Origin of the sequence: Aquisalimonas asiatica (assembly GCF_900110585.1) — a bacterium.
GTDB classification, from domain to species: domain Bacteria; phylum Pseudomonadota; class Gammaproteobacteria; order Nitrococcales; family Aquisalimonadaceae; genus Aquisalimonas; species Aquisalimonas asiatica.
Window position 1 is genome coordinate 568760 of sequence record NZ_FOEG01000002.1, and the last position, 25962, is coordinate 594721.

At 66.6% G+C, this 25962-nt stretch carries 20 protein-coding genes; 12 read left to right on the plus strand and 8 right to left on the minus strand.

Features of this window, described 5'->3' with window-relative positions; all coding sequences use genetic code 11:
• Nucleotides 1–266: 266 nt before the first annotated feature.
• Entirely contained in the window at nt 267–917 is a 651-nt protein-coding gene (locus tag BMZ02_RS07365; RefSeq protein ID WP_091641490.1) for a response regulator, read from the plus strand.
• 147 nt (nt 918–1064) lie between these two features.
• Here BMZ02_RS07365 and BMZ02_RS07370 read toward each other — a convergent pair whose 3' ends face one another.
• The 3 genes from BMZ02_RS07370 to adh form a co-directional block, all read right to left on the minus strand.
• A complete protein-coding gene (locus tag BMZ02_RS07370; protein WP_091641493.1) occupies nt 1065–3116 on the minus strand; it encodes a TonB-dependent receptor family protein in 2052 nt (683 codons plus the stop codon).
• 85 nt (nt 3117–3201) lie between these two features.
• Entirely contained in the window at nt 3202–3591 is a 390-nt protein-coding gene (locus BMZ02_RS07375) for a DUF779 domain-containing protein (protein WP_425425069.1), read from the minus strand.
• Between the two features lie 54 nt (nt 3592–3645).
• Nucleotides 3646–5163, minus strand: a complete 1518-nt coding sequence (gene adh / locus BMZ02_RS07380; RefSeq protein ID WP_091641498.1) for an aldehyde dehydrogenase — start codon at nt 5161–5163, stop codon at nt 3646–3648.
• Between the two features lie 404 nt (nt 5164–5567).
• Here adh and BMZ02_RS07385 point away from each other — a divergent pair, with 404 nt between their 5' ends.
• Nucleotides 5568–6644: an NAD(P)H-dependent flavin oxidoreductase gene (locus BMZ02_RS07385; protein ID WP_091641501.1), complete on the plus strand. Its 1077-nt coding sequence runs from the start codon at nt 5568–5570 to the stop codon at nt 6642–6644.
• A 9-nt stretch (nt 6645–6653) separates the two neighbouring features.
• On the opposite strand, the gene rnk is transcribed toward BMZ02_RS07385, so the two are convergent.
• The 3 genes from rnk to dinG all read right to left on the minus strand — a co-directional run bounded on the left by rnk (nt 6654) and on the right by dinG (nt 10138).
• Nucleotides 6654–7067, minus strand: coding sequence for a nucleoside diphosphate kinase regulator (gene rnk, locus BMZ02_RS07390; protein ID WP_091641504.1), 414 nt, complete (start codon nt 7065–7067; stop codon nt 6654–6656).
• A gap of 162 nt (nt 7068–7229) precedes the next feature.
• Nucleotides 7230–7844 (minus strand): trimeric intracellular cation channel family protein, encoded by a 615-nt coding sequence (locus BMZ02_RS07395; RefSeq protein ID WP_091641507.1) that lies wholly within the window; start codon nt 7842–7844, stop codon nt 7230–7232.
• Between the two features lie 131 nt (nt 7845–7975).
• Nucleotides 7976–10138: an ATP-dependent DNA helicase DinG gene (gene dinG, locus BMZ02_RS07400; RefSeq protein ID WP_171909846.1), complete on the minus strand. Its 2163-nt coding sequence runs from the start codon at nt 10136–10138 to the stop codon at nt 7976–7978.
• Between the two features lie 166 nt (nt 10139–10304).
• Between dinG and BMZ02_RS18970 the strand changes: the two genes are divergently transcribed.
• The 6 genes from BMZ02_RS18970 to BMZ02_RS07425 all read left to right on the plus strand — a co-directional run bounded on the left by BMZ02_RS18970 (nt 10305) and on the right by BMZ02_RS07425 (nt 16460).
• Nucleotides 10305–10517: a hypothetical protein gene (locus tag BMZ02_RS18970; RefSeq protein WP_171909847.1), complete on the plus strand. Its 213-nt coding sequence runs from the start codon at nt 10305–10307 to the stop codon at nt 10515–10517.
• Between the two features lie 156 nt (nt 10518–10673).
• Nucleotides 10674–12209: an AMP-binding protein gene (locus BMZ02_RS07405; RefSeq protein ID WP_091641512.1), complete on the plus strand. Its 1536-nt coding sequence runs from the start codon at nt 10674–10676 to the stop codon at nt 12207–12209.
• A gap of 33 nt (nt 12210–12242) precedes the next feature.
• Nucleotides 12243–13412 (plus strand): acetyl-CoA acetyltransferase, encoded by a 1170-nt coding sequence (locus tag BMZ02_RS07410; RefSeq protein WP_091641515.1) that lies wholly within the window; start codon nt 12243–12245, stop codon nt 13410–13412.
• Nucleotides 13413–13457: 45 nt separating this feature from the next.
• Complete coding sequence (locus BMZ02_RS07415; protein WP_091641517.1) at nt 13458–14555, plus strand: C4-dicarboxylate TRAP transporter substrate-binding protein; 1098 nt, start codon at nt 13458–13460, stop codon at nt 14553–14555.
• 74 nt (nt 14556–14629) lie between these two features.
• Complete coding sequence (locus BMZ02_RS07420; RefSeq protein WP_216110737.1) at nt 14630–15163, plus strand: TRAP transporter small permease; 534 nt, start codon at nt 14630–14632, stop codon at nt 15161–15163.
• Nucleotides 15156–16460 (plus strand): TRAP transporter large permease, encoded by a 1305-nt coding sequence (locus tag BMZ02_RS07425; protein WP_091641520.1) that lies wholly within the window; start codon nt 15156–15158, stop codon nt 16458–16460. Before BMZ02_RS07420 ends, BMZ02_RS07425 begins: the two co-directional genes overlap by 8 nt.
• Nucleotides 16461–16493: 33 nt before the next feature.
• Here the strand turns inward: BMZ02_RS07425 and BMZ02_RS07430 are convergent, their stop codons facing one another.
• The gene (locus BMZ02_RS07430) at nt 16494–19187 is read right to left on the minus strand and encodes a winged helix-turn-helix domain-containing protein (RefSeq protein WP_245753982.1); all 2694 of its coding nucleotides are present in this window, start codon (nt 19185–19187) and stop codon (nt 16494–16496) included.
• Nucleotides 19188–19409: 222 nt separating this feature from the next.
• Between BMZ02_RS07430 and BMZ02_RS07435 the strand changes: the two genes are divergently transcribed.
• Nucleotides 19410–20213 carry an SDR family NAD(P)-dependent oxidoreductase gene (locus tag BMZ02_RS07435; RefSeq protein ID WP_091641525.1) on the plus strand — a complete coding sequence of 268 codons (804 nt, stop codon included), beginning with the start codon at nt 19410–19412 and terminating at the stop codon, nt 20211–20213.
• A 9-nt stretch (nt 20214–20222) separates the two neighbouring features.
• On the opposite strand, the gene BMZ02_RS07440 is transcribed toward BMZ02_RS07435, so the two are convergent.
• Nucleotides 20223–20819 carry a GNAT family N-acetyltransferase gene (locus BMZ02_RS07440; RefSeq protein ID WP_091641528.1) on the minus strand — a complete coding sequence of 199 codons (597 nt, stop codon included), beginning with the start codon at nt 20817–20819 and terminating at the stop codon, nt 20223–20225.
• 118 nt (nt 20820–20937) lie between these two features.
• On the opposite strand from BMZ02_RS07440, the gene BMZ02_RS07445 reads away from it, so the two are divergent.
• From BMZ02_RS07445 to BMZ02_RS07455, 3 genes are all read left to right on the plus strand, one after another.
• Nucleotides 20938–22422, plus strand: coding sequence for an AMP nucleosidase (locus BMZ02_RS07445; protein ID WP_091641531.1), 1485 nt, complete (start codon nt 20938–20940; stop codon nt 22420–22422).
• A gap of 76 nt (nt 22423–22498) precedes the next feature.
• Entirely contained in the window at nt 22499–24544 is a 2046-nt protein-coding gene (locus BMZ02_RS07450) for an EAL domain-containing protein (RefSeq protein WP_171909848.1), read from the plus strand.
• A complete protein-coding gene (locus BMZ02_RS07455) occupies nt 24541–25950 on the plus strand; it encodes a sigma-54 interaction domain-containing protein (RefSeq protein ID WP_245753973.1) in 1410 nt (469 codons plus the stop codon). Before BMZ02_RS07450 ends, BMZ02_RS07455 begins: the two co-directional genes overlap by 4 nt.
• The last annotated feature ends 12 nt before the right edge of the window (nt 25951–25962 follow it).

Consider the following 25962-nt stretch of genomic DNA (forward strand, 5'->3'; position numbering starts at 1 on the left):
CGCAAGGGGGGCTTTGCAAGAGAGGTGCCACCGTTGATGCCCGGACAGCGAACCTGCAGGGCACGCGGGCTCAGCAGGCCGCGCCCGCCCTGGCGGACGAGGGGTGGCCGCGGCAAGTGCACCGGGAACGTCACACTGCGCGTGACGGACTGTCACCCTGCTGTAACGGTGTCACCAGGACGTGAACGGAAAGCGCGCGGCGATGGCGGAGATCCCCCCATGGCACCCGTCTTGCTTGGGTGTGGGCCCCGACCCGGAGAATCATCATGGCGAGGCTGACTCCCGACCACGCGCGCAACCTCCTCCTCGTGGACGACCATGCGGTGGTTCGCGCCGGATTTCGACGGCTACTGGAGCAGGCACGGACATGCCGCGAGGTTCTGGAGGCAGGGACCGGGGAGCAGGCCTGCCGGCTCTGCGCGGACCGCCCTTTCGCGCTTGTGGTGCTGGACCTCTCGCTGCCCGGGATCAGTGGCCTGGAAACGCTGACCCGAATCCGGGGCCGCAGACCGGACCAGCGAGTCCTCGTGATGAGCATGCACGACAGCCCGAGCTTCGTGACCAAGGCGCTGGACGCCGGCGCTGCCGGCTACGTGACCAAGGCAAGCGCCCCGGACGTCCTCGTCACCGCAGTCACGCGTGTACTGGACGGGCATCGGTTCCTCGGCCCGGACGTGGACCACGGCGGTGAAACCACGCTCCGCCCGGACCCTGACCTTGCCGCGCTCTCGCCACGGGAGTTCGAGATCTTCCGCCGTCTTGCCGCCGGCGAAAAAGTTGCGCACATCGCCGCAACCCTGAGCATCAGCTACAAGACCGCCGCCAACTACGGCACGCTGATTCGCACGAAACTCGCCGCCGACAGCGCCGCGGACCTCGCCCGTCTCGCCATTCGTGCCGGTGTCATGGAAGCCTGACCCGTGTCCCTGATCACGCGGCCACAGCTGCTCTTCGCCGTGCTCACCCTTGCTGTTTCTCGCCACCGGGACCGCCCCGTACGCGCGATCCGGCATGCATGCCGGGCGCGTCGAGACAAGGCAGCACACTGTCACGGAAACACGGCGTCAGAACCGGGCGCGGACGCCAGCGAAGACGTTCCGCTCCGGTGCCGGTTCGAAGTAGTTCCGGCCGTTATCGTTGATGCGTATGTTGCTGAAGTAATCCTTGTTGGTCAGGTTATTGACCCCGACGAACGTCTCCAGCTCCACGGTGCGCGTGGTCTGCCTGGTACCGACCCGCGCGTTAACGACGCCGTAGCCTGACACCCGATCCTGATTCCCGCTGTCAGCGTAGACGCTGTCAACGATCAGGGCATCGACAATGGCATAGACACCACCGGGATCACGCCAGGCAAGCTCGCCGAATAGTTGATGATCAGGCAGACCCGGGAGACGGTTACCGTCGAACTGCTCGCCATCGTCTTCGAAATCGCGGTAACGAAACCGGGATGCCGTATACGCGCCGGAGAGCGAAAGGTGCGGTGTGAAGAAGAACTCGATCGCCGCCTCGAGGCCTTCGCGCCGGGTACGACCGGCGTTGCCGAACTCGTTGGCATTGTCCTCGGACCCGGTCACGACGATCTCATCCCGGGTATCGACCCGGAACACGGCCACATCGTACTGTGCACGCGCTCCCAGGAAACCCTTGAGGCCGATTTCCACGTTGGTGGCCCGTTGCGAATCCAGCCCCGGATCGAACCCTTCCTCCGGCGAGGTGGCATCGTAGAACTCGGTAAACGTCGGTGTCTCGAACGAGTTGGCGACGTTCGCGTAGAGCCGGTGATCCGCGGTGAGCTGATACCCAAGGCCCGCAACGGCGCTGAACTCGTCGAAATTGCGGGTACCGGAGGCGGCGCCGCCCTCCTGCCGGTCGCGAACGCGGAAACGCACCCGATCATAGCGGGCACCCAGGGTCAGATCCATGCCAGCGGGCAGGGCGATGTCCGTCTGGCCATAGACCCCCGCAGACGTGGCGGTCTCGATGGAGTCCTGAGTCCGGTTCGTGGGATTCCCGGATTGGTCCACCTCGTCGCGCTGACGGTCGTCGCGCTGATGCGCGATTTCCGTACCCGCGGTATACGTGGCCGGTCGACCGAGAATCGTGTAGCGATCGGTGTAGTCGGCGCCGGCCCCGTAATAGTCCCGATCAAACGCGATCAGGCTCGGGATGAACGTGGTCGGGAGTTGCTGGCGGAAATCGCGGTTCGTGTAGAAGGCCCGCGCCGTCCATTCGCCCTGCATACTCTCGCCGTCGCGGTAGATCACGCCAATGCGCTGCTGCTCGACCTCCTGCCCGGCGTCCAGGTTCCTGGCACTATCACGGGCCTGACGGGGATCTTCCCGTGCCGCATCTCTACTCAGGCCCGCGGGGTCCTGGCCTACCGGCTGATCCAGGGCCGTGAACACCGTTGTCACGCTGCGGTCGGCATCGAAGTCGTAGCGAGCCTTGGCGTTGACCAGACGCTTCTCCGTCCGGCTCTGCTCCCGGTAACCGTCGTACTGCATGTCCCAGGCACTGATATGCGCATTCCACGGTCCGCGCTCCCCGCCGCCCATGACGCCGTAGCGCTGGAAGCCGTAGCTGCCCATGGTGCCGAGCAGTTCGGCGTAGGGTTCGGCTGGCCCGTCCATGGTGCGGATGTCCACCACTCCGCCCGCCGCATTGCCATACAGCGCCGATGACGGCCCTCGGATCACCTCCACACGCTCGGCCGATTGCAGATCGATGGCATCCACCTGGGACTGGCCGTCCGGCAGTGTCTCGGGAATACCGTCAACCAGAATGCGGATGCCGCGGACACCGAACGGCGCCCGGGCGCCAAAACCACGAATGGACAGGCGCAGGTTCTGCGCGAAGTTGTATCGATTCTGAAAGAACACCCCGGGCACGCGATTGACGGACTCGTCCAGCTGCAGCTGCTGGCGACCCTGCTGGATCTCCTCCACGTCAACCACGCCCACGGCCGCGGGCGTGTCATGCAGGTCCCGCTCAAGGCGCGGGGACGTCACGACCACCGGTTCGAGCCGGGCCCCCTGGTCGGCCCTGGCGGTCAATGGCAGCACCGCAGAGGCAACGGCAAATGCTAGCAACGGCAGTCCCCGCCTGTAATGATCCATCCACTACACCTCTCCGGAAATAAAAAGGGAGGAGTCAACGCTCCTCCAACGCCGGTTGCCGGCTCAGATCCGGTCACCCCCCGTTTCAGGAATCTCCCCGCGGAACGGGCTGATCGTCCAGTAACGCCCACTCCGTGTCGGTGTAGAGACGTGAACGCGTAAGGAATCGCAGACCTTCAGGCCCCTCAAGGGAAAACATGCCGCCCCGGCCAGGCACCACGTCGATGATCAGTTGCGTGTGCTTCCAGTACTCGAACTGGGATTCGCTCATGTAGAACGGGCAGCCACCGATCTCACCAAGCCTGACGTCCGATCCGCCCACCCGGAACTCGCCCAGGGGATAGCACATGGGCGCGCTGCCATCGCAGCAACCACCAGACTGGTGGAACATGAGATCGCCGTGCTTGCTGCGCAATGTCGCGATCAACTCCAGCGCCGCATCGGTGGCTGTGACACGCGAGACGATTGCAGCCATCATCACCTCCACTGACCAGCAGCGGGGCAGCCCCCGCCACTGGTCCGGCCAGTCTCAGAAGAAGCCCATTGGGCTGGGATCGTAGCTCACCAGCATGTTCTTGGTCTGCTGGTAGTGATCCAGCATCATGCGGTGGTTCTCGCGGCCGATACCGGACTGCTTGTAGCCGCCGAACGCGGCATGGGCCGGATAGAGGTGATAGCAGTTGGTCCATACGCGGCCGGCCTGAATGCCGCGACCCATGCGGTAGGAGCGATTGGCGTCCCGGGTCCAGACACCCGCGCCGAGACCGTAGAGAGTGTCATTGGCGATTGCGAGGGCATCGGCGTCATCCTTGAAGGTGGTCACCGACACCACCGGACCGAAGATCTCCTCCTGGAATACCCGCATGGCGTTGTGCCCCTTGAAGATGGTCGGCTCCACGTAATAGCCGTTCTCGAAGTTGTCGACCGTCTTGCGCTTGCCGCCGGCCAGCACCTCGGCCCCCTCCTGTTTGCCGATGTCGATGTAGCTCAGGATCTTCTCCAACTGCTCCGAGGAGGCCTGGGCACCGATCATGGTCTCCGGATCCAGGGGGTTGCCCTGCTTGATCCGGCCCCAGCGCTCCACCACCCGATCCATGAACGTGTCGTAGATCGATTCCTGGATGAGTACCCGCGACGGGCAGGTGCAGACCTCCCCCTGGTTCAGGGCCGCCATGAGCACGCCCTCGACGCATTTATCCAGAAACGCATCATCCTGGTCGCAGACGTCATCAAAGAAGATGTTCGGAGACTTGCCACCGAGCTCCAGGGTCACCGGAATCAGGTTTTCGGACGCATACTGCATGATGAGGCGACCGGTGGTGGTCTCACCGGTGAACGCCATCTTCGCCACGCGGTTGCTGGTGGCCAGGGGTTTGCCCGCCTCCAGGCCGAAGCCGTTGACCACGTTCACCACGCCCGGTGGCAACAGATCCTGAATCAGCTCCATGAGCACCAGGATCGACGCCGGGGTCTGCTCCGCGGGCTTGAGCACCACGCAGTTGCCTGCGGCCAGGGCGGGAGCCAGCTTCCAGGTCGCCATGAGCAGGGGGAAGTTCCAGGGGATGATCTGCCCCACGACACCGAGCGGCTCGTGGAAATGATACGCGACGGTGTTGTCGTCGATCTGGCTGATACCACCTTCCTGGGCACGGATGGCACCGGCGAAGTAGCGGTAGTGGTCCACACACAGCGGGATATCGGCTACCAGACACTCGCGCACGGGCTTGCCGTTGTCCCAGGTCTCGGCAACCGCCAGCATCTCCAGATTGTTCTCGATGCGATCGGCAATCTTCAGGAGGACATTGGCACGCTCGGCATAGGAGGCACTGCCCCAGGCATCTTTCGCGCCGTGGGCGGCATCCAGTGCCTTGTCGATATCCGCCGCCGTGGACCGCGGAATCTCACAGAACCCCTCTCCGGTGACGGGGCTCACGTTCTCGAAATACTGCTCTGCGACGGGGGCGACCCACTCGCCGTTGATGAAGTTGCTGTAGCGGGCCTTGAAACTCACCACCGAGCCGGGCTGTCCGGGTTGTTCGAATGTCATACTCTCCTCCTGAGCTTCTCGTTGTGTTGTGTCACGAAGCGGTTTGTTGCAACGAAGTCGGGAGGTGAAAAGCACACCCCGTGCCAGGAAAAGAACCTCGCTCTGGTTCAGACGGTTACAGACACCGAACCCACCACGGCGGGGTGGATACTGTGTCACCCATCTGCCAGGTGTTGTGAGGTGCTCCACCCGGAGTGTCACGCTGACGGAACAGCCTCGCGCGCCGTGAACCACCTCGGCATCAGGCCGGACGACGTGAAACAACAGGTGACGTTGGGCTACAGTCATCACACACACGGGAACGGAGACAGCCATGCGCGCGCCCGGGAGGTGTGGAACGGTCGCAACATCGACCATCTGCAACGGGTGGGTAAGACCTGTCTCCAGCGACTGAGGGACTCCGGATGAACACATCCCCGATCCAGCGCACAGAGCGCTTCTGTGATGCCTACGGCCTGAACGCGCCGATCCTGCTTGCACCCATGGCCGGTGCCTGCCCCGTCGGGCTCTCCGTTGCCGTGGCCAACGGCGGCGGCATGGGCGCCATGGGCGCGCTTGTCTCGTCGCCGGACGCCATCCAGTCGTGGGCAGACAGCTTCCGCGCCGGCAGCGACGGGCCGTTCCAGCTCAACCTGTGGATTCCGGACCCGCCCCCGCACCGGGATGCCGAGGCCGAGGCGCGGATGCGGGCGTTTCTCGCCGACTGGGGGCCCGAGGTCCCGGCCTCCGCCGCGGATACGCCCCTGCCCGATTTCGATGCCCAGTGCGAGGCACTGCTCCAGGCCCGACCCACGGTGGTGTCATCCATCATGGGCGTATTCCCGCCCGCATTCGTGCAGCGCTGCAAAGAGCACGGCATCCGCTGGTTCGCGACAGCGACCACGCTGGGGGAGGCGAAGGAAGCGCAGGCCGCCGGCGCGGACGCCGTGATCGCCCAGGGCGCGGAAGCCGGCGGGCACCGCGGCGCCTTCAACCCGGCTGCAGGGGAGCGTCAGACCGTGGGGCTGTTTGCGCTGGTCCCGCGTCTGGCGGACCACCTGGACATCCCGGTCATCGCGGCCGGCGGCATTGGCGATGGTCGGGGCATTGCCGCGGCGCTCACGCTCGGCGCCAGCGCGGTGGTCATTGGCACCGGCTTTCTGCGCTGCCCCGAAGCCGCCACCCACCCGAGCTGGGCCGACGCGCTCAGCGGTCTGGAGCCGGAGGACACCATGCTGACCCGCGCCTTGACCGGGCGTGCGGCCCGCGCCATCGCCACGGATTTCGCACAGACCATGGCCGCGCCTACGGCGCCGCCGGCACGGCCCTACCCGGTCCAGCGCCATCTCACCGGCCCCATGAAGCAGGCCGGCTCCGACGCCAATGACGTCCACCGCATGCAGGCATGGGCGGGACAGGCGGCCGCGATGGCGACCACCGAACCGGCGGCGGATCACGTCACCGGGCTTTGGCGGGAGGCGATGCGACAGCTCGGCGGCTGAGGCGACGGCTCAGCGGTGGTATTCGCCCGCGCGCTCCGGCTGGTAGATCACCTCCTCGATACGAACGCGCAGGGTCCCGCCACCCGGCTTCGGCCACTCGATCTCGCTGCCTTCAGCGAGCCCCAGCAACGCGCTGCCCACGGGTGCGAGGATGGAAATGGTGGAGCCATCAGACGCCACGTCCTTCGGGTAGACCAGCGTCATCTCGAACGCCTCCGACGACACCACCTCCCGGAACCGGACCCTCGAATTCATCGTCACCACGGTCGCCGGCACGTCCTGCGGCGCCACCACCTCGGCGCGCTCCAACTCCCGCTCCAGCTCCGTGACACCCGGCTGCTTGTCGCGCGCCGCCGTCTCCAGCAGGCGCTCAAGGCGATCAAGATCGGTTTCGGAAATGACGATCGGTGGCTGCGTAGACATGGCTTCCTCAAATGACCTGACCCGGACAGGCATGCCGCACGGCATACCTGTCCGACGTGCCTGTGGCTCGCTGGGCATGGATGGATGATCCGTTTCGAACCGCCAGCTTATCAGAGTCGCACCCGTTCCGAACGTCCGGCGGCCGACACGGGCAAACCAGCTTCATTTTGGCCGCCTGTGCGGCAGCGACGGCAGATTCAGCCCCCAGCGGATGGCAATGATCCGGAGGGTAATCACCACCGCCACGCCGGTGGTGAACGCCGGCGTTTCGGGAACCCCCAGCGCATCCAGCACCAGGTAGACCAGTATGCCGGCCATGGCCGCGGTGGCGTAGATCTCCTTCTGCAGCACCAGCGGCACGCGGGCGGTGATCACGTCGCGCAGCATCCCGCCGACGACACCCGTCATGGTCCCCATGATGACCGCGATCAGCGGCGAGAGCCCCGCTTCCAGCGCGAGTTTCGCACCGGACATGGCAAACAGCGCCAGGCCACAGGCGTCGGCCACGAGAAACAGCATGCCGGGCGGCGGGCGCAGGGCGAGGTAGGCCACGGTGGCCAGCGCGGACGCGACGATGGTGATCAGATACCAGTTGTCGACGATCCAGAAGATGGGGTGGTGTCCGAGCAGCAGATCGCGCAGCGTCCCGCCTCCGATGGCCGTGAGCGTGGCCACGATGATCACCCCGAACAGGTCCAGCTCCCGATCCCGGGCGGCCAGCACACCGCTCGCGGCGAATACCGCCACACCGGCAAGGTCCAGATAGTAGAGCAGCATCCGCCCTCCGGGGTCAGCACGCGTCCGGGCTGGCGCGCCCGAGGTTCAGCCGGTCACAGGCAACAACGCACCGTGCCCGGGGCGTGTGCACCGGGCTTTCGTCAACCGGCGTCCGATGAACCACGGCCCACTCAGCCACCGCCGCCCCCTGACTCGACCTGCCGCGGGAACGGCAGCCCCGCGAGCAGCAGCGGGCCGTAGCGCTTGGTGAGCACGCGCTCGTCCATGAGGGTCACGGTACCGTAGTCATCCTCGTTGCGGATGAGCCGGCCGCACTGCTGTTTGAGCTTGATCGCGGTGTTGGGGATGGCCACTTCCATGAACGGGTTGCGGCCGCGCTTCTCCAGCCAGTCGGAGTAGGTCTTGTCCACCGGGCCGTCGGGGACGGCAAACGGCAGCTTGGTGATCACCACGTGCCGGCATTGCGCACCGGGCAGGTCCACCCCTTCGGCAAACGAGGCCAGACCGAACAGGACAGACCCCTGGCCCGCCTCGATGCGCGCCCGGTGCCGGCGCAGCACTTCATGATGGGAGGCGTCACCCTGGCAGATGAGGGCGTCGCCCCAGGTCTCGCGCAGGGCCTCGGCGGTGCGCTCCATCTGCCGGCGCGCGGTGAACAGCACCAGCGTGCCCTCCTCCAGCGCCACGCGATGCGGCAGCTCCTGGATGACGGCTTCGATGTGGGCGTCCCGCTGTGCGGCGCTGGCGGGCAGGCGCACGATGTTCAGGCGGCTGATGCGCTGGAAGTCGAACGGCGACGGCAGCTGCCGCTCGAACGCCTCCCGGGGCAGCCCCAGGCCGATGCGGGTGCGGGTGAAGTCATCGCCGGCCGCGAGGGTGGCGGACGTCACCACCGCTCCCGCCACCTTCGACCAGAACTGCCCGCGCAGCCAGGCCGCGGCGGATGTGGGGCAGGCGTAGGCGTTGACGCCGTCGCTGCCGAGTGTGGCCCAGCGCGCCACCGGCGGCGCATCGGCCGGATCCGGCTGGGCGTAGGCGCGGGCAACACCCTGGATACCCTCGAGCTGGGTCAGCAGCGCACCGATGCGCTCCTGCAGCTGGGTGCCCTGGGCCGGTGACAGCTCGCCGCTGCTGATCCGGGACTGGGCCCCCGCCTGCAATGTCTCCACGGCCCCCGTGAGCGCCTGGGCGGTGGCGGCGAGCTGATCGGCGGTGGTGGTGATGTCGTCCGGCAGCGCCTCGCCATCCAGCAGCCAGTAGAGAGCGCCGTCGCCACGGCGTTCACCGTGGTCACGCAGGTGGCGATCCACCGCGTGGGCGAAGTCGCGCAGGGCGGCGTGCGCCTCGCCACCGCTCTCGGCGAGCTTGCGGGCCGTGGGTTCGACGCGGTTGCCCGGCATGGCGGACTCGGCCACGTCGCGGGCGTCGCGCGACAACCCGCCGAGCATCTCCCGGGCGGCCTTGCCATCCAGATCGAAGCTGTTGTGGCCCGTGGCCACCTCGGCGAAGTTGTGGCCTTCGTCGACGATGTGGAAGGTGTCCTCCGGGGGCGGCAGCAGCGTGCCACCGCCCAGGGAGACATCGCTCAGCACCAGGCTGTGGTTGGCGACCACCACCGTGGCGTCACGCACCCGGTTGCGCTCGGTGAAGTAGGGACAGGCACTGAACTTCGGGCACTTGCTGCCGAGACAGCGGTGCTGATCCACGGTAATCCGGCGGTTCACGGATGCATCGATGCGCTCGGGCCAGTGATCCAGGTCGCCACTCCATGTCTCCGCACGCAGGGCGTCATCCATGGACTGGATCACGGCGGTCACTGCGGCCAGCGATTCGCCGTCATCCCCGGCCGCATCATCGTCCTCGAACAGCGTCCCCTGGGCCACATCCCCGAGATACTGCTCCATGCGGTACGGGCAGGCATAGCGCGCGCGGCCCTTGGCGATACGAAAGGTGATGTCGAGCCCGGCGGCCTCCACCAGCGCAGGCAGGTCGCGATCCACGAGCTGCTGCTGCAGCGCCACGGTGCGGGTGGAGACCACCACCTTGCGCTGTCTGTGAAGGGCCAGGGCGATGGCCGGAATCAGATAGGCCAGGGATTTGCCGGTGCCGGTCTGCGCCTCGATCAGCCCGATGGGCTCCGGCGCAGCGTCTCCCGTGAGGATGCGCGCCACGTCGGCGATCATCTGCAGCTGTGCCCGGCGCGAGCGAAACCCGTCGGTCTTGCCGCGCACGTCATCAAGCATGCTGCGCATGGCGTCGCGCTCGGCGTCGCTCAGGGGCGTCGTTCCGGCCTCCGGCTCCACCGTGGCCGCGTTGGTGTCATCCCCATCCATCGCTGTCTCGACTCTCCTGCAAACCACTCCCTGCCCCGGCACCATTCGGAACTGAATGGTCCTTGAAACGGTCAGGGACGATACCCATAAACTGATCGTGGCGCCGCATGCGGCACGACGTGACGTATACCCCGAATTGTCGCAACCCGAATCCCGAGAGGACTGCATGCCGAAACCGACGTCCCATCGGTTCTCCGACCGTAAAGCCTGGCCCGATGACGCCCTGCGCACCCTGCTCGAACGCATCGACGCCGAACTGGAGCGGCGCGAAGCGCAAGGGACCGACCACAACGACCCCCGGGAGCTGGAAACCCTGGAAGAACGACTCCTGCGGGAGGCGAGAAAGTTCCAGAAGGAGTCCAACGTCCTGCGCGGTTAGTCACCCATGCCCTGCACTCCCTGGCGCAGAGCATGCCTGCTCGCATGGCGATTGTCCCCCCTTTCGGGGGGTGCGTCATCTCACCCTGCCCCTCTAGCCTGAGTCCATACCGAAAGCCGGAAAGGCTTGCACGCCAGAACTCTGGAGGGGAGTGGTTTGAACCTTGCGTCGCTACTGGAGCGCGCGGGCCGTACGTTTCCGACGCAGCCCGCCATTGCTCACGGTGAACGGATCCTGCACGACTACGGGTCATTCTCGCGGCGGTGCGCCGCACTTGCCGGCGCCCTTCGCTCGCAGGCGGAGCTCGTGCAGGGGGACCGTATCGCGCTGTTCATGAAGAACAGCCCGGAGTACCTCGAGATCCTCTTCGCCGCCTGGCACGCCGGCATCACCGTCGTCCCGGTGAACGCCAAGCTGTCAGGCGGGGAGCTGAAGTACATCCTCGGCCACAGCGGCGCCCGCATCTGCTTCACGACGCCGGGGCTGGCCGAGACGGTCCATCACATCGCCGATGATGTTGCCACGCTGGAGCACGTCATCGATACGGGCACGGCGACATTCGCGGACTGGTTCAATACGGTGCCGGTCCCGGTCGCGGACCTCGCCTCCGACGATGCCGCCTGGCTGTTCTACACCAGCGGAACCACGGGCACGCCCAAGGGGGCCATGCTCACCCATCGCAATCTGATCACCATGAACTACGGCTACTTCATGGACGTCGAGTCCGTCGCCCCCGGTGACAGCATTCTCCACGCAGCGCCTCTGTCGCATGGGTCCGGGCTTTACGTGCTCCCCCACGTCTCCGCCGCGGCTCTGCAGATCATTCCGGAAAGCGGCGGGTTCGACGCGGACGAGATCTGCGACCTCCTGGGCACACACCGCAGCGTGTCCTTCTTCGCCGCACCGACGATGGTCAAGCGGCTCACCCAGAAGGTCCGGGAACGGCGCGCGGACACTACCGAGTTGCGCAACATCATCTACGGCGGGGGCCCCATGTACCTGGCCGATCTGCGTGACGCGCTGGACGTGTTCGGTAACCGGCTGGTCGAGATCTATGGTCAGGGCGAGACGCCCATGACGATCACCGCGAAGTCACGGGCACTCCACGCCCGCTGCAACACGCCCGAGCATGCACATCAGCTTGCATCCGTCGGCATGCCCAATGCCGTGGTGGACGTGCGCGTCGTCGGCGACGACGGCGCGACACTACCGGCCAACGAGGTCGGCGAGATCATCGTGCGCGGCGATACGGTAATGAGCGGCTACTGGCAGAACCCCGAGGCCACACGGGAGGCCGTCGTCGATGGCTGGCTGTACACGGGTGACCGCGGGTGCATGGACGAATACGGCCTGCTGTATCTGAAGGACCGCTCCAAGGACGTCATCATCAGCGGCGGCACCAACATCTACACCAAGGAAGTCGAAGACGTGCTGCTGACCCACCCCGGCGTATTCGAAGTCTCCGTGGTCGGCCGCCCGGATCCGGAGTGGGGCGAGGTGGTGGTGGCCTTCGTGGTCGCCACCGACGGCGGAGACGTCACACCCGAGGAACTCGATCAACTCTGCCTGGAGAAGATCGCGCGCTTCAAGCGCCCCAAGGAGTATTTCTTCGTGGACGACCTTCCGAAGAACGCCTACGGGAAGATCGTCAAGAACACCCTGCGCGAACGGCTGCGGCCCGGGACCGACTAACCCGGGCGGCGCGCACCAAATCAGGAGGTCACCGTGGACCACTACATGATCGGCTGGGGACATACCCGCTTCGGAAAACATACCGACAGCGACATCGAGTCACTGATTGTCCAGGCTGCACGCGAGGCGCTGGAGGATGCCGGTGTTGACGCGGCCGAGATCGATGCCATCTACCTCGGCCACTTCAACAGCGGGATGAGCCCTCAGGACTTCTGCGCGCCGTTGGTGCTGCAGGTGGACGAGCGGCTGCGCTTCAAGCCGGCTACCCGGGTCGAGAACGCCTGTGCCAGCGGTTCCGCCGCCCTGCACCAGGGGCTGAACCACCTCGCCAGTGGCGCCGCCCGCCGCGTTCTGGTCGTGGGCGTCGAGAAGATGACCGATGCCGGGGCGGCCCAGGTTGCAGACAGCCTGCTCGGCGCCAGTTACCGCCGCAGCGACCTGGTGGAGACCAGCCTGGGCTTCGCCGGGGTCTTCGCACGCATCGCCCGGGCCTACTTTGACGCCTACGGTGATCACAGTGACGTGCTGGCAAGGATCGCCGCCAAGAACCACCACAACGGCGCGCGCAACCCCTACGCCCACCTTCAGAACGACTTCGGGTTCGATTTCTGCAACACGGAGTCCGCCAGGAACCCGGTGGTGGCCGCTCCCCTGCGTCGCACGGATTGCTCGCCGGTCTCCGACGGCGCGGCGGCCGTGGTGCTTTCCGACGCATCGGGCCTGGCCAGTGCCCGGCGGGCGGTGGGTTTCCGGTCCCGCGTACAGGCCACGGAGTTCATGCCCATGGCCCGGCGCGATCTCACCGAACTGGAAGGCGCGGCCCATGCCTGGCGTCAGGCCATGCAGCAGGCTGGTGTTGGCCTGGACGACCTGTCATTCGCCGAGGTCCATGACTGTTTCACCATCGCGGAGCTGATGATCTACGAGGCTATCGGCCTCACGCCGAAGGGCCAGGGCCGCCGCGCCATCGAGGAAGGCTGGGTGACGGCGGATGGGCGATTGCCCGTCAACCCGTCCGGCGGGCTGAAAGCCAAAGGGCATCCCGTGGGCGCAACGGGCGTCTCCATGCACGTGATGGCCGCAAAGCAGCTCACCGGTGAAGCGGGGGACATGCAGGTGGCATCACCGCAGCTGGGGGCCGTATTCAACATGGGGGGCGTGGCCGTCGCGAACTACGCCAGCGTTCTGGAGCGCGCCCGCTAGCCCCCGCAATACGACCATAAAGAGACCGACTGGAGGAGTACGACCATGCAAAGACGAGATTTTCTGAAACTGTCCGGCGCGTCCGTCGGCGGGGCCATCGCCCTCAGCAGCGTGCCCCTGTCCCTGCTCGCCGGCAACGACCGCAACATGCGCTGGGCGTCCTACATTTCGCAGCAGGCCATTCCCTCGCAGCTCGATACCTGGTTCATGGAGGAGATCAAGCGCCGCTCCGAAGGCGCCATCGACTTCAGCCAGTACTGGTCGGCGTCGCTGCACGGCGTGGGCGACCACCTGCCGGCAGTGCGCGACAACCGCAGCCAGATGTCCCTGATTTCGCCGGGTTATTACGAATCGTCCATGCCGGCGACCCGCGGCCTGGAGTGGTACTACCGCATGTCCCAGGCCGATGCGCTGCAACTGGTCTGCCGCGATGTCTACGAGAACTTCGCCCCCCTTCGCCAGGAGTGGGAAGAACGCCACGGCGCCAAGGTGCTGTACTGGACGAACTGGTACCACGCACCGCTGGTCACCCGGGAGCCCATCAACTCCGTCGAGGATCTTCGTGGCAAGCGCATCCGCGCCTACGGCGTCATGAATGACACCATCGAGCGCCTGGGAGGATCCCCGGTGCCCATGGCAGCGCCGGAGGTCTACACCTCCCTGGAGCGCGGCGTCATCGACGGCGCTGCCGGCTTCGAGTTCGTGACCGCCGTCAGCTACCAGCTCCACGAGATCGCCCCGCACTTCACCGACATGGGTGACGGCCCCCATGCGCCCGCCGCCACGGTCATGAGCATGCGGGAATGGGAGTCACTGCCGGAAGAGGTCCGGACGCTGTTCGAGGAGGTGGCGGCGGACCTGTACGAACGCAAGCTCGCCGAGATCTATCAACCCGCTGCCGAGCAGGCCGTGGAGACCGCACTGGAAGACGGCGCCGAGTTCGCCACCTGGTCCGAGGAGGAGAAGGAACGGGCCCGGGATATTGTCCAGCCCGAGCAGGTGGAGCAATGGAAAACAGAGGTTGCCGAACCCAATGGCATCGACGGCGATGCCATGCAGGAAGTGGTGCGCGAGGCCATTGACCGGCACGACGGCCAGGGCGATCTCAAGACACCGTACGAGATCTACCAGGCCCGGGGTTGATCGTGAGCAACCCGTCCCCGGTGCGCCTGACGCGCTCCGGGGCGGTTTCATTGCCGAAAGAATGAAGGTGCGCCGTGAATCTCCTGAACCGATTCGAGACCCTTTTCGCCTGGGTGACGGGCGTGATCGCCATGGCCTTTCTGCTGTTCCTGATGGTGGGGACCAGCTCGGACGTTGCCTCACGCTTCTTCCTCGGCAACTCCATTCCCGGTGTGTTCGAAATGGCGGAACTGGCCATGGTGGTCTGCGTCATGTTCGGCCTGGGCTGGGCACAGCAGGGCCGCAAGCACATCCGCGTGACACTCCTTGTTGACCGGCTACCTCCCCGGGCGCGGGCCGGCCTGGAGGCGTTCGCCTGGATCGCCACCGCGATCCTGCTGATGCTCATCGCCGCGCCGGCAACCCAGGAGGCCTATCACTCGACCCTCGACCGGGAGTTCCGCTGGGGCGTCGTGCGCATGCCGGTCTGGTGGGTGAAGATCATCGTCGCCCTCGGTCTCTGGCTGGCCAGCCTGCAGATGCTCAAGTGCGCCGTGGAGGCATTGGCGGGGGGAGGCCGAATGAACACCGGACGCCCGACCGAGCAACAGGACGTTCCCCATGCTTGAGCCAGTCACCGCAATCATCATTGTCATCCCCCTGCTGTTCATTCTGATGGCGGTCGGATTCCCGGTATTCGCGGCCCTGGGCATCTCCGGTCTGCTGGGCATTTTCGCCACGGAGGGGTTCGGTTACATCTACTCCACCCTGCGCACGCTCACGTACCAGGAGACCGCGGTTTATCTCATGACCGTGATCCCGCTGTTCATTCTGCTGGGCAACTTCGCGCACCATGCCGGAGTCGGGCGCGCCCTGTTCGGTATCTCGCGAAAGTGGGTCGGTCACTGGCCCGGAGGGCTGGCCATGTCCAGCGTGCTCACGTGCGCAGGCTTCTCGGCGACATCCGGTTCCAGCGTCGCCACCGCAGCGACCGTGGGGTCGATTGCCCTCCCGGAGATGAAGAAGGCGGGCTACGATCAACGGCTCTCCACCGGTGCCATCGCCGCAGGCGGTGTGCTGGGCGTGCTGATTCCGCCCAGCGTGCTGCTGGTGTTCTATGCCGCCATCAACCAGGTTTCCGCCGGCGCCATGCTGCTTGCGGGCGTCATCCCCGGGATTCTCTCCACCGTCATCTTCCTGGGCGGCATCTGGGTGCTGAGCAAGCTCAAGCCGGAACTGGGCAAGGTGTCCGAGCGCACCCCCTGGAAGGAGCGCCTGGTCTCCCTGGTTGGTGCATGGCCGCTGCTTGTGCTGATCGTCGTCGTACTGGGGGGCATCTACACCGGCGTCTTCACGCCGACGGAGGCTGCGGCGGTGGGCGCACTGGCGGCGCTGCTGATGCTGCTTGTCTCCAGAACCCGGGGGAAGCTGCGCAGCATCTGGACATCCTGCCAGGACGCCCTGTCCACCACCGTCATGATCATGATGACCATCGTCGGGGCGGCGATATTCAGCCTGTTCCTGAGCCTGGTGCAACTGCCGCAGATGCTCTCCGAGTTCGCCGCGACTCTGCCGGTGCCGGGGCTCGTGATCATCTTCCTTTTCCTGCTCATCTTCCTGCCCCTGGGGATGTTCCTGGACGCCTTCTCCATGCTCGTGATCACCATGCCGATCATGTTCCCGACCGTGGTCGCGCTCGGGTTCGACCCGATCTGGTTCGGCATTCTGGCCGTGAAGATGTGCGAGATCGGGTTGATCACGCCACCGGTGGGGCTGAACTGTTACGTCATCGCGGGGCTGGATGATGACGTCAAACTGGAGAAGGTCTTCCACGGCTCCAGCTGGTTCGTGCTGATGGAACTGGCAGCTCTGGCAATCCTGTTCAGTTTCCCGTTGCTGACGACCTGGCTCCCGAGCACCATGTGAACACGCGCCTCCCCGGGGCGTCCGGGGAGGCTGTCAGGCTTCTTCCATCAACCCCAGCTCCCGGGCCCGGGCGACGGCGGCAGTGCGGTTCTCCACATCGAGCTTGCGGTACAGACTCTTGAGATACCATTTCACCGTTTCCTCGGAGATGAACAACCGCGCACCGATCTCACGGTTTTTCACCCCTTCCGCCACCAGCGCGAGAATCTGGGTCTCCCGCGCATGCAGAGGCTCACAGCGGCTCCGCGCGGCAGCAAGCCGCGGAGCCCCCAGGGCTGCATCCAGCTCCGCCGCCCCGCGTACACTGCCCCGCTTGGCGAGCAGGGCAACCCTCGCCCGCAAGCGCGGGCCCACGTGGAAGAACGGACGCCACAGCGACTCCTCGGCCGCGAAGGCAAGTGCTTCCGTGAGCACGGCGTCGGCGGCGCTATCGGCCTCCTCCTGGGCGAGGCTGACTTCCACGGTCAGTGCCTGCGCTTCCAGCCAGTGATACCAGCGCCCCGCGTCGCGGGCGCTGGTCGCGATGATGGCAAGCTCTGCCGAGACGGCATGCCAGTCCTGGCTGGCCACCGCCGCCCGTGCTTCCACCAGCTTCAGTTGCTCGAAGTGCTCCGACCACGCCTCCCCGGCCCCTGGCTCACGCACCTGCGATCGCGCCCTGTCCAGGTGACGCCTTGCCCTGGCCATTCGTCCATCGGCGAGCGCCATGCGCGCCTCCAGAAGCGCCTTCTTGAAGCGCACCCGCTCTACCTGGCGACTCTCGCCGATCTCGCCGGCGTCACGCAGATCACTGGCAGCCGCGTCCATACGCCCTCCCGCCCATAGCGCGCGCGCCCGCATCAGCAGGGCAACCCCGAGAAAACCGTAGGCCTCGGTCGCACGCAGGATGGCCACGGCGGCGTCGAGTTCGGTGAGCGCGTCGTCAATGCGGTTTGCCTCGTACAGGACGGCGCCCAGCTGCGTCCGTACGAACGCAGCCCCCATCCCCTCGGTCCAGTGGCGTTCCGTTGCGATCTGCAGACTCCCGCGCGCACTGTTCTCGGCGACCTCGCGCTCGCCCCGCAGCAACGCCAGTGCGACATGGTTGTAGCGGGCGAGCATGTTGATCAACGAGCACTCATTGCGCTCGGCAAAACGAATCGCTTCAGCGATTTCGTGACCGGCATCAGCCAGCCGGCCATCCGAACGGTAGGCGTACCCAAGCGCGATGTGCGCGAACGCCTGTACCGAACTGTCGGTGTGCTCCAGCTGTTCCATGAGCCCGGGATGGAGGCTGGTGCGATTCGGTTCGTCGTTCTGGATGACCCCCAGGGTGCTGAGAAGCACCGCGATCTCACCCTCGAAGGCTGCACGCTTTGGCTCGTGCAACGCGGCTTCCGCTCCGGCTTCGGCCCAGGCGTGCGCCCTCCCGAACTCGCCGCCATAGGCGTAGGACCAGCCGTTGAGGATGCACAACTCCGCCGATGCGGTGAGTTCGCTTTCAGGCAACTGCTCCAGGCTCAGGCGCAGCTCCTTGAACCGCCCACTCCGGAACAGCGCCCGCCCATAGGGCACAAGCAACACGGCTGCGCGCTCCGGGTCGTTACCGCGAAGGGCGAAATCAATGGCCTCGGCCAGTGCCCCCTCCTGTTCGAACCACTGGCTGGCGGCCAGATGCAACGCGTCCATCTGCTGCGGGTGGCGGTCCCGTAGTCGGGTGTAAAGGAACTCCCGGAACAGGTGGTGATAACGGAACCACACCTGGACGTCGTCCAGGCGGAAGGTGAACAGATTCAGCCGCTCCAGCTCCTGCAACACGGCGGCACTGTCATCGGTATCGCAGATCGCATCACAAAGCCCCGGACTCATTCCGTCCAGCACCGAGGTGCGGAGCAGAAAATCCTGGAGCTTCGGTGACAGCCTCCGCAGCACGGCGTCCAGCCAGTAGTCAGTAACGTGCGCCTGACGGGTGAGCGGCTGATCGCCGGCGCGCAAGGTGTCATCCGCGCCCAGATCCAGGCTCGCCAGCTGCAGGCCCGTGGCCCACCCCTCCGTCTGGTCGTAGACACTCTGCAATTGCGAGGCCGACAGATCGCAGCCGCGCAACTGAAACAACCGGGCCGCTTCGTCGCGGGAGAATCGCAGCTCGTTCCAGCCCAGCTCCACGAGACGGCCACTCGCCCGCATGGCTCCCAGCGGAAAGTCGGGCTCGGTGCGTGATCCGACAACCAGCGACACCTGGGGTGGCAGATGATCCAGCAGCATGGCCAGCGTCTGATGAATGACCGGCAAATCGATGCAGTGGTAGTCGTCCACGAACACGACCAGGCGCCTGTCCACCCCGTGAGCGAACGCCAGCGCCAGTTTCATGGCCAGGTCCTGATACATGCGCGACGTTGTGCTCTCGAGCAGCGACGGCAGCGTTGCGGCGAAATCCGGCTTCGCGGTGCGCACTGCCGCGATGAGCTGCAGCATGAAACGGTGGAAGTCATTGGCCAGCGAGGTGACCGACAGCCAGGCCACGGCGACTTCATCCCGACGCAGGCGCTCATACGCCTGGCTGAGTACCGTCGTCTTGCCAGCCCCGGCTGGTGCCATGACCTTGACCATGCATCCGGGAGGCAGATCGGTGATGGTCTTGAAGACGTGTGGGCGCGAGATCAGCTCGACACCGCTCTGCGGCGGCCGAAGCACCGTCGGTGGCACGTCCAGTGCCTGCATTTCTGCCGGAGACCGCGATCTATCCATCGTCAACCACATGCCACCTGTGGAACGGGCGCATTTCCAGCCGGGACGCCGGCACCGTCACGGCGCGCCCCGGGGTGCCGCCACGACCCCGCAGTTTACGGAAAGCAGCACGCCAAGGTAACCACAAGTCACTCCCCACTTTAGAGGGGTGCGCTTGCCCACCCCCCTTCGTATGGTGACTGCGATAACACGAGAACCGCCCAGGATCGGAGGAGATGCACAATGAGCGGACAACGCCTGAAGGACCGCGTGGTGATGATCATCGGCGCAGGTTCCATTGATGCCGGCTGGGGCAATGGCAAGGCAGCGGCCGTGCAGGCCGCGCGGGAAGGCGCCCGGGTTTTCGCGGTGGACATCAACGCAGAGGCGGCGCAGGAAACCGTCGATCTCATTCGCAACGAGGGGTTCGAGGCGAGCGCGCACCAGGCCGACGCAACGGACTCTGCCGCGGTGGAGTCCATGGTGAACGCATGCGTACGCACCTACGGCGGCGTCGACGTCATGCACAACAACATTGGCATCGTCGAACTGGGTGGTCCGGTCGAGCTGGAGGAGAGCGCCTGGCAGCGGGCACTGGACATCAACCTCACCAGCCCTTTTCTCACGTGCAAGCACGTCCTGCCGGTGATGGAGCGTCAGGGCCGCGGCGTGATTCTGATTACCGGGTCCATCGCGGGCATCCGCTACACCGGCGTACCCTACGTGAGTTACAGCGCCACCAAGGCCGCCGTCGCGCAGCTGTGTCAGAGCGTGGCGTTACAGTACGCCAGCCGGGGCATCCGCGCGAACTGCATTCTGCCGGGCCTGATGGACACCCCGATGATCTACCAGGGGCTCAACGAGGGCTACTCCGCGAGCAGCCAGCAGGAGATGGTGGACAAACGGAACGCCCAGTGCCCCACCGGCCACATGGGTGATGCGTGGGATGTGGCTCACGCCATGGTCTTCCTGGCATCGGACGAAGCCAAGTACATCACCGGCCAGAACCTGGTGGTCGATGGCGGCCTGACGGCGAAGATCCACTAGAGCCGGCGTTCAGCCCAGCGCCTTGAGCCAGAACTGCAGGGGCTTCTCCGTCTCTTCCCGCTCGCCGATGTCGGGCCACGGGAAATAGGCCACCAGCTCCGGCCGGGGCTCATAACCGAAATGCCGCCACACCGGATCCAGCGGCTGGTGGCCGGCGGGCTTCATGGGGTGATCATCCGGGCGCTGCACGGCGCAGAACGCGACGTGGTCGTACGCCCCGAACGAGCCGGCGTGCGCCTCCCGCTCGCGAAAGAACTGCCGGTAGAGCCCTTTCCCCCGGTACGCAGGCAACAGCACCGACTCGGCGAAATAGAAGACACGCCCCACGTCGAGCCCCGCGTCCACGAACGGCTGCCGGATCTCCGGCTCCTCGTCCGCGAGCGGCATGGCCGTGGTCACCCCGACCACGGCATCACCGTCCAGCACACTCAGCGCGAATGAGCGCTGCGAGTCGACATAAATCTGCAGGAACCGGCGTTCATACTCGTGATCACCCTCGTAGAGATAGGGCCATTCCCGGAAGACGGTCATCCGCAACCGCGCGATATCGTCAAGCCGCTGGCCCAGACCGGTGCCGTAGAGTCGTTCGAAGCGCAGTTCACCCATTGCCGGCAGTCCCGTGATCGCGTGTAGAAGGCGATTCCAACACACTCAAGGGCACGCGTGCACGCAGGGTTGACCAGGTTGGTTATGCTGGAACAACAGAGCACTCAGGGAGCGAACCATGGCCATACACAGCGAGATCCTCACGCCACCGGCTGCCGCGACGCGCAGCTTCACCGATCCGGTGGCGACCGTGGATTACCTGCAGGAGATCTACGACCGCAACACCGCTTTCCTGCGCGACTGGTTCCAGAGCTGCGCCCAGGGTGACCCGGTGCCGGGCCGCGTGCGCGCATACTACCCGCGGGTGCGCATCGCCACGGCCACCCACGCCCGGGTGGACTCCCGCTCGTCCTACGGCTTCGTCGCCGGACCGGGCGTGTTCGAGACAACCGTCACGCGGCCGGACCTGTTCCGCGATTACCTGATCGAGCAGTGCGCCCTGCTGCTGCAGCACCACGGGGAACCCCTGGAAGTGGGCGAGTCCGCGGAGCCGATCCCGTTGCATTTCGCCTATCCACGGGACATCAACGTCCAGGGCGGTTTCGCCGACGGCCTGCCGGACCGCCCCCTGCGCGACCTGTTCGACACCCCGGATCTGGCGGCCATGGACGATGCCATCGTCAACGGCACCCATAGTGGCGACGCCGATGCACCGCAGCCGCTGGCGCTGTTCCGCGCCGCACGGGTGGACTACTCCCTGCACCGGCTGGACCACTACACCGGCACCGACCCGTGCCACTTCCAGAACTTCGTCATCTTCACCAACTACCCGTTCTACACCGATGCCTTCGCCCGCCACTGCCGCCAGCAGCTCGCCGACGGCACCGCCGACTTCGAGGCGTTCGTGGAGCCGGGCAACCGCATCACGCGCCGCGGCGAGAACCAGCCGAGCGGAGAACCGCCGGAGCGCGCGTTCCAGATGCCGGCGTATCACCGCGTGGCCGCGGATGGCTCCGGGGTCACCATGATCAATATCGGCGCCGGCCCGTCCAACGCGCGCAACATCACCGACCACGTGGCGGTGATGCGGCCCAGCGCCTGGCTCATGCTCGGCCACTGCGCCGGCCTGCGGAACACCCAGAAGCTCGGCGACTACGTGCTCGCCCACGGTTACATCCGCGCCGATCACGTGCTGGACGAAGAGCTGCCCCTGTGGGTGCCGGTGCCCGCACTGGCAGAGATGCAGGTGGCGCTCGAAGATGCGGCCCGGCAGGTTACCGGCCTGGACGGCTTCGAACTCAAACGCGTGATCCGCACCGGGACGGTGGCCAGCGTCGACAACCGCAACTGGGAGCTGGGCGATCACGCCACCACGCTCAAGCGCATGTCACAGTCGCGCGCGGTGGCGCTGGACATGGAGTCCGCCACCATTGCCGCCAATGGCTTCCGCTTCCGAGTACCCTACGGCACGCTGCTGTGCGTGTCGGACAAGCCCATGCACGGCGAGATCAAGCTTGCGCGCATGGCGAGCGAGCTCTATCGCCAGCGGGTGGATCAACACCTGGAGATGGGCCTGAAGGCGCTGGAAAACCTCAAGCACTATGACCGGGAACGCCTGCATTCGCGCAAGCTGCGCAGCTTCGCCGAGGTGGCATTCCGTTGAGGGAGCCCCCTCGCGGTTCATGCGCTGGCCCGGCTTCGCTATGCTGGAGCCCCGAAAACGGACTGAAGGGCGGAGCATGGGAGCAGACGAACGACAGGGGGCGGCCTCGGGCCAGCCGGGTGAAGCGCCAGTGTTCGTCGTGTTCCGGGATGCTTCCACGGCGGAGCGGCTGGCGGCCAGCCTGCGCGACTTCGGCCTGCGTACCCGGCACATGATCAACCTCGACATGTTCGCCAACGCCGCTGCGGCGGCGCCACCCCGCGCCGTGGTGCTGGACCACGCACTGCTCGGGAGTGAGCACCAGCCGGTGCTGCCGGCAACACCTGGGGCCACATGGCGAGTGCCGCTGGTGGTGGTCGGCCGCGACCCCGCCATGGCTCACCGCCTGGAGGCTGTCAGGGCCGGTGCGGATGCCTGGTTCACGCGCCCGTTCAACCCGTCGGTGCTGGCCCGTCGCCTGCACCAGTTGACGGGCAACGACGGGGCCGACGCCGGCAACCTCCTGCTGGTGGACGACACGGGCGCGCTCGCGTCGGCGGCAGCCACCCTGTCCACGGCCGGCTTCAACGTGGAGCACCTGGACACCCCGTTGACGCTGCTCCAGCGTCTGCAGACCCGGTGCCCGGACATGCTGCTGGTCTCGGGCGACCTTCAGGCTGCCGACAGTGGTGAGCTGCTCCAGGCGGTCCGGCATGACAGCCGCTATTACGGCATCCCGGCACTGGTCCTCACCGCTGGCGACAAGCGCCGCTTTGACGGCCTCGCCGCCAGCGCCGGTATCGACGGCGTCGTGGGCCTCCCGGCGCCCACGGACGACCTGCAGGCGATTGTCACGAGCCGGCTGGAACGCGTGACACGGCTCCAGGCCAGCGCACGCTATCTTGCCCGCCGCGACCCGGACTCCGGCCTCCACAGCGCCGCCCACCTCCTGGCGGAGCTGCGCCAGGCCCTGCGGGCCGGCGGGCGCGACCGGCGCACTGCCGCGCTCATTCACATCCAGGCGGAGCCGGCCGACGCGCGGGCCGCCCGCGATCCACGCATGGACCGCGCCCTCACAGCTGCCGTATCGCGCCGCCTGCAGGCGCTGCTGCCGTCTGCCTCGGTTGCCGCACGCCTCGACCGGCACAACTACGCCGCCCTGGTGTTCGGGCACACGGCCGCCGAGCTGGAGCAGCTGACGGGGCAGCTGCTCCGCACCCTGGAGAAGCAGGCCCCCGCCACCGCCGTGGCCATGGGAACGGCCGCGCTGGGCGGCACCGAGGATAACGCCGAAGCCGTGCTGGAGCGGGCACGGCAGGCGGGCGCACCAGGTGAGCCCTGGGGCGCCGGGCCGGCGCCGGCGGACACCGATGGCGACGCAACCGGACAATGGGACCAGACACTCCGTCACGCACTGGATCAGGGCCGGTTGCGGCTGGTCTATCAGCCCATTGCCAGCCTCGCCGGCAACCCCACCACGCTCTACGAAGCCTTCATCCGCCTGCTCGACGAGGACGGCGGCGACATCCTTCCCCAGGAGTTCCTGCCCGCGGCGCACCGTCTGGGCATGACCGGCGCACTGGACCGCTGGATCGTCGACCGCACACTGGCGGTGCTGGCTTCCCAGCAGGCGCTGGGCAACCACCCGACACTGTTCGTCAAGCTGTTCGCCGACACGGTCGCCGATCCCCGCTTTCCGGACTGGCTGCAGGACCGGCTTGGGCAGCACGGGGTGGACGGCACCCAGCTCGTGCTTCAGGTGCCCCAGAACGTGGCTGCCACGCGATTCACGGAAACCACCGCCATGGCGCAGGCCGTGGGCGCACTCGGCTGCATGCTCGCCCTGGAGCATTACGGCGCCCGGCCGGACCACAACAACCTGCTGCAACGGTTGCCGCTCCACTACATCAAGCTCTCGCCGGCGCTGACCGGCGGCATCGACGCCGATGAAGCACAGCGCAGCCGCGTGCAGGCGGTGACCAGTCAGGCGCGCGCCGCGGACGCCCGCACCATTGCCGCTCTGGTCCAGGACGTGTCCAGCCTGTCGTTCCTGTGGGCATCGGGCGTGGACTACATCCAGGGGTATTTCATGCAGGAGCCGAGCGACATCTTCGCTACAGACGATAGCCGGGAGGCGCCGTGACGGCCGGTGGCGGCAGTTCCCGGGGGCCCTTCATGGGCATTCCCCGCCACCTCCTCACGACGCTGCTGCCGCTGCTCGAGGAGGCCACGGCCGGCGCCATCGCCGTGGACAGTGACGCCCGCATCACGTGGATCAACGCCAGCTACGCCCGCCTGATCGGCGACGCCCCGGAGCGGCTCGTGGGGCGGGCCATCCGGGAGGTCATTCCCGCTACGCGCATGCCGGAGACCGTGCGCACCGGCCAGCCCCGGCTACTCGACATCATGGAGTTCCGGGACCAGCAGCTGGTGGTGTCACGCCTGCCGGTGGAGGAGGACGGCGTGGTCGTCGGTGCCCTGGCCTTCGTGCTCTATGACGACCTCCAGCCCCTGGCCCCGCTCATGTCCAAGTACCGCCGCCTGCAGGACGACCTGGCCGCCGCGCGGCGGGCCCTGGCGCGTCGAACGGCGCGCTACAGCCTGTCGGACTTCGTCGGCGCGAGCCCGGCGGCCCTGGACGTGAAACGCCGCGCCCGGCTGGCGGCGGGCCGCGACACCCCCACGCTGCTCCTTGGCGAGACGGGTACCGGCAAGGAGATCCTCGCCCAGGCCATTCACAGCGCCTCGGCACGGGCGGATCGCCCGTTCGTGGGCGTGAACCTGGCCGCCGTACCGGAGAACCTGCTGGAGGCGGAGTTCTTCGGTGTGGCGCCCGGCGCGTACACCGGCGCCGGACAGCGCACACGGGAGGGCAAGTTCCAGCTGGCCCATGGCGGCACCCTGTTCCTGGACGAGATCGGCGACATGCCCCTGGCACTGCAGGCAAAACTGCTGCGGGTGCTGGAAGAGCAGCAAGTGGAGCCGCTGGGCTCCAATCAGGTCCAGCAGGTGGACGTCCGCGTGATCGCCGCCACCAGCCGCGACATCGGCGCCATGCTCGCCGACGGCACGTTCCGCTCCGATCTCTACTACCGGCTCAACGTGCTGGAGATCCGGGTGCCGCCCCTGCGGGAACGGCTGCAGGATCTGGGGATTCTCTGCGAGGCGCTGCTGGAGGACATCGCCCTGGGCGGCGAGCTTCACGCCGAGCTCACCAGCGATGCGCTGGCCGTACTGGAGCTCTATCACTGGCCCGGCAACATCCGTGAACTGCGCAATACGCTGGAACAGGCAATGACCATGAACGAGGGGGAAGGTGCCCTGTCGGCGAATGAAGTCCATGCGGTACTCCCGGGCGGCCGTGACAACGGGTCACCCGCCGCCACGAGTGCGGCGATGGTGCGGCCACTGGCGGAGACTGTCGCGGATGCCGAACAGGCCGCCATCGAGTCCGCCCTGCGCGCCGCGGGGGGCAACCGCAGCCGGGCGGCGCGGCTGCTGGGCATCTCGCGATCCGTCCTGTACGAGAAGCTGTCAAAACTGTCCTGAAATCGGGACAGG